Consider the following 4844-nt stretch of genomic DNA (forward strand, 5'->3'; position numbering starts at 1 on the left):
GAGAATGATGAACCGTATTCGCATCCGCTTTGGTATTCGCACGCTACTCGTGGTCGCGACTATTGCCGGAATCGCGTTTTGGTTTTTCCTCCCGTTCACCCCGTCTGTGAGAATCGACGCTGAACGCGTTACGACTGACCCAGCCAGATACGGAAATCGCCAAGTGCTTCGCTCACTGCTTACGAACGATGGCGTCTTTAGCGTCTGGTTCGCTGGCCATTCCGGACGCGTGTCAAACTTCAGCTATGTTCAAACTGGAAATGCTGGGACCGACGACTGGTTTTCGCAAACTTCCACTCCGATACACTGGGCGAAACTTCGTCCAGGTGACTCTGTCGCCATTGAGTCGCCTATTCATGGCGACTATGATTCCGTCCGAATCGGGGCCGACGTATCGGACTGGCGTGGTAGACTTTCGGGGGTCTGGTCCGAACCTATACAGTATTCAAGCCAAACCGGCGGATAACCATCCCGTGCAACGGAGCCGGGCTTGCGGCCTTTTCCAAATAAACAATCAACCTTCCCGGCCCGCTGACGGGAACCGTTCGTCGCACTAGTCATGTGGAAGCGCATCAAACTATTCTTCGCAGCGCAAGAGTTACAACGGCGACCTTTCGTTCATCCAACGTTGGGCACTTTCGAATTCGATGTCGATCTCGGCTGGAAGCGGAATTGCCGTCTCGACGGACATGACGTCGATGTTGTAATTGGGTCCGACGGAGAAACGCCGTCTACGGACATGGCAAACACGGCTGCCGATTGGGTTTCGCATTGGGACATTCTACGTGAGTCCGTAATTGACTACGCTGAAAAGGAACTATCCACATGGAAGCCGGAATGGCATCCGACTGTGGCCAACCGACTGGTGCTTTCGTCCATCAACATCCTTTGGCCTAATGCGCCGACCACAATAATGCTATACTTTGACGACCCGCACGATGATATCCGATCGTGGCATGCGACGTTCGAGGGCCGGGAACCCAAGGGTTTCGCTTTCGATGACTAACGAGACGAAAACGCGACGAACCATGGGATGCAACGAAGCGGCGGTGGTGCGGTTTCTGGTGAGATCAACGTCAACTCCCGCCGCTCGCTGATCCCGGACGTTACCCGACGTAACATGAAGATCGTATTCACGTACAACATCGATCCTCTTTGATGATCTCTTTTCGACAACGCGATCCGAACGCCAACGTCAAAAGCGTTGTTTGAAAATTGCTCGTCTAAATTACCCGTTGGCCAAGGCGAATCCACGACGGCGTTTGGCTGGAACCTTGGCTAGCCTAACGTCGCTGCTTCGGTCTTTCGGCGTTACCCAAATGCCTGCCCAGCAACTGTTTTATTCGACACTGATTTGATACACTGATGCTTTCCGTGGTGACTTGCTCGCCCGTGATCACTTCCACGGAATCGACAATCAAATGGCCGGGATTTCGGGTAACCATCGGATGCAACGGAGGACCGGTGGTTCGTTTTCACGAATGGATAGTCAACTCCCGGTCCCCGCTGATCCGTACCGTTACCCGACTGGTTTTGATGCGAATCTGCTCTCTGATCGTCGTCGCTTTCTCGTTCGCACTAGGGTGCGAACGTATGCACGAATCGCGGAGTTCGGATTCGCTGCGCCTACACAGTGTCGAGTCGGTCACGCTAGTCTCGGGGGCGATCACACAAGATGGCGGGACGCGAATGCTGCTTGCCGTCACCGAAACAGGAAAACGTTGTTCGATTGTCCTAGTTCAGCCCGGTTTCGGTGATCCCGAATTTCGGGCCCGACTCTACTTCAATAACGAAATGGTTGGCGTCCGGTCCGATCGCGAGGATCATCTTCTCGCACTCCTTAACGCTGCATCCTTCCATTTCCTCGATCCTTCTGTGACGAATACAATTTCGGATGAAGAATTTCTGCATGCTATTGCGACTGAATCAGACGATATTTCAAATGACGATTTTCTCCGCAGCCTGCGCGACGATGTTGTCGATTTCGTTGAATCTGACGTGTACATTGAGGATGCGCACAAAGAATCTACCCGATAATTGCGGGTAACCATCGCATTCACACGGAGCCGGGCTTGCGAGTTTTCACAAATGGAACATCAACTTTCCCGGCCCGGTGATGCGTGCCGTTATCCGATCAACGACGATCGGTATGCTGGTGTTGGGCCTTGGCGTCACAACACTGGCTTGCGGCTGATGCCGGTGAACGATATACCCGACGAACCATTCCCTCGGACAACTTTTCTGGTTCGACCTTCCAATCTCCTGATGGCTTGCGCGAGCCTCCTCGCACCGACCATCGGCGTGCTCGGGCGACATTCGTTGCTCGACGACGGAACGTCCTGATGGCTTGCGCGAGCAATCTCCTGTTACCATCGGCTTGCTCGGTCTTGCTTTGGAACGTAAACTGGCATTCCACCTTCCACCTAAATTCACCACGGATAACCATCCGTTGCACACGGAAGCCGCGGCCGCGCGGATTCTGAAATCAATGTCGTTTGCCGCGGCCCGGTGAACGGTGACGTTATCGCAGACAGAAAGGATTCACCGTTGACAACTGGAAAGGCTCGTTTTCGGCTTCAGCTTTCGCTACGCACCCTTCTTGTGATGGTCGCGATCGCTGCGATCTGGTTCATGTATATGGCGAGACAGGATGCGGCACGATGTCAGCTAATCCGAGACATCGCGAGTGTCGGCGGGACGGTGACGTTCGACGAATCGCAACGCTTCTCGCTTTTTAGAAGCCAGCGCGTAACGGAGGTGGTGATTCCCTACGCCAACAGCGCCGACGTAGGTATGACTCGTCTAGCGTCGTTTCCCAACCTGTCGGAACTTGGGCTCAAAGACGTTGACGTAACAAACGAGGACGGGTTGCGTTTCCAGACCGCTGAGCTACGGATTACAAACGTCACGGATGATATGTTGGAGCAACTCGAAGGGCAAACATCCGACGGAGAATTGCGATAACCATCCCGTCCACCGGAGCCGGGCTTGCGGCGTTGGTTAGAATGGAAAATCAAACATCCCGGCCCGGTGACGGGCACCGTTACCCGACGTAACATGAAGATCGTATTCACGTACAACATCGATCCTCTTTGATGATCTCTTTTCGACAACGCGATCCGAACGCCAACGTCAAAAGCGTTGTTTGAAAATTGCTCGTCTAAATTACCCGTTGGCCAAGGCGACTCCACGACGGCGTTTGGCTGGAACCTTGGCTAGCCTAACGTCGCTGCTTCGGTCTTTCGGCGTTACGCAAATGCCTGGCCAACAACTGTTTTATTCGACACTGATTTGATACACTGATGCTTTCCGTGGTGACTTGCTCGCCCGTGATCACTTCCACGGAATCGAAAATCAAATGGCCGGGATTTCGGGTAACCATCGGATGCAACGGAGGACCGGTAGTTCGTTTTCACGAATGGATAGTCAACTCCCGGTCCCCGCTGATCCGTACCGTTATCCGATCAACGACGATCGGTATGCTGGTGCTGGGCCTTGGCGTCACAACACTGGCTTGCGGCTGATGCCGGTGAACGATATACCCGACGAACCATTCCCTCGGACAACTTTTCTGGTTCGACCTTCCAATCTCCTGATGGCTTGCGCGAGCCTCCTCGCACCGACCATCGGCGTGCTCGGGCGACATTCGTTGCTCGACGACGGAACGTCCTGATGGCTTGCGCGAGCAATCTCCTGTTACCATCGGCTTGCTCGGTCTTGCTTTGGGAACGTCAACTGGAATTCGACCTTCCACCTATATTCACCACGGATAACCATCCGTTGCACACGGAGCCGCGGGCCGCGCGGATTCTCAAATCAATGTCGTTTGCCGCGGCCCGGTGAACGGTGACGTTCGCCCACTGAAACAGAGACAAGCTTTGACCGTAGAGCCAAATCCGTACAACGCACCCAATGAAGTGAATGACTCGCGATTATTGGCGACGTACAACGAACAAATCAAATTTCTTGTGTCGCGGGAAATCGAGCTATTCTCGGACCGATTGCACATTTGCGGCAACGTCCGGGCGATCAGAATTGACGCAAATGTCCCGCTCCAAGATCTGGTTACTCCACCTGACCGTATTTGGCTTCGTAGTCGTCATTTCGTTTGGGCGACGTGGCTCAATTGGATTTTGCTTGGTGCTCTTGCCGTCGCTTACTTTGGCTTTGAGACGCGGGCCATGGGACTTATAGGTTTGTCAACGATTATTTTGATCCCGGCATTGGTATACCTAATCTACAACGCAAGACAAAACGAGTATGCTCAGTACAAGAATTCGAGCGGTGTCGTAGTGTTTGATTTATGCCGTCGAGGGCCGAGTGCCGCTGAATTTGAGGCCTTCAATAACGCGATTGCGAGTGCAGTTAGCAGGCTGGCGAACCATGCGATGCAACGGAGCGGCGGTGGTGACGTTTCTGCAAGTGGTGAGTCGACTCCCGCCGCCCGCTGATCGCCGCCGTTATCACACTCCGGGCGATTGTTGTTCTGCTATAGGTGCGCTGTTGATGTTTTCGTTCGTTTGGTCCACAACGTCGTTTGTTGCTTTCAAATTGGGACCTCGTTAAACTGATACTGCTAGGGAACGGACAACTGTCACCGAAGGGGCCGAAGGCTAAACGGACGGTGCTCGGTCGATTGATACATCATGGTGACGCGATCGGCGTTTAACCCAAATCCGTGCGATAACCATGTGATGCAACGGAGGACGGGTGGTCCGTTTTCTCGTCTGCTTGCAAGTCTTTCGCCCGTCCCCGCTGATCACCACCGTTATTCGATTGAAGATCCATGTCTGTTCCGGAGCATCTATGGAGATTTCCAACTGCTGACGCGATCGCGTCGCTCG

Annotated in this window: 6 protein-coding genes; all 6 read left to right on the top strand. The window is 53.7% G+C overall.

What is annotated here, in order from left to right; genetic code table 11:
• Positions 1–466: hypothetical protein (locus tag CA13_RS34115; RefSeq protein ID WP_419195333.1), on the top strand; the 466-nt coding region annotated here is incomplete at its 5' end.
• A gap of 93 nt (positions 467–559) precedes the next feature.
• On the top strand, positions 560–1006 hold the full coding sequence (locus CA13_RS34120; RefSeq protein WP_419195037.1) for a hypothetical protein: 447 nt from the start codon (positions 560–562) through the stop codon (positions 1004–1006).
• 530 nt (positions 1007–1536) lie between these two features.
• On the top strand, positions 1537–2037 hold the full coding sequence (locus tag CA13_RS34125) for a hypothetical protein (protein ID WP_146404768.1): 501 nt from the start codon (positions 1537–1539) through the stop codon (positions 2035–2037).
• Positions 2038–2547: 510 nt separating this feature from the next.
• Positions 2548–2964 (top strand): hypothetical protein, encoded by a 417-nt coding sequence (locus CA13_RS34135; protein ID WP_146404774.1) that lies wholly within the window; start codon positions 2548–2550, stop codon positions 2962–2964.
• A gap of 421 nt (positions 2965–3385) precedes the next feature.
• Positions 3386–3673 (top strand): hypothetical protein, encoded by a 288-nt coding sequence (locus CA13_RS34140; RefSeq protein ID WP_146404777.1) that lies wholly within the window; start codon positions 3386–3388, stop codon positions 3671–3673.
• A 205-nt stretch (positions 3674–3878) separates the two neighbouring features.
• Positions 3879–4451: a hypothetical protein gene (locus tag CA13_RS34145; protein ID WP_146404780.1), complete on the top strand. Its 573-nt coding sequence runs from the start codon at positions 3879–3881 to the stop codon at positions 4449–4451.
• Positions 4452–4844: the final 393 nt, after the last annotated feature.

It is taken from the genome of Novipirellula herctigrandis (assembly GCA_007859835.1).
In the GTDB taxonomy this organism is placed as follows: Bacteria; Planctomycetota; Planctomycetia; order Pirellulales; family Pirellulaceae; genus Novipirellula_A; species Novipirellula_A herctigrandis.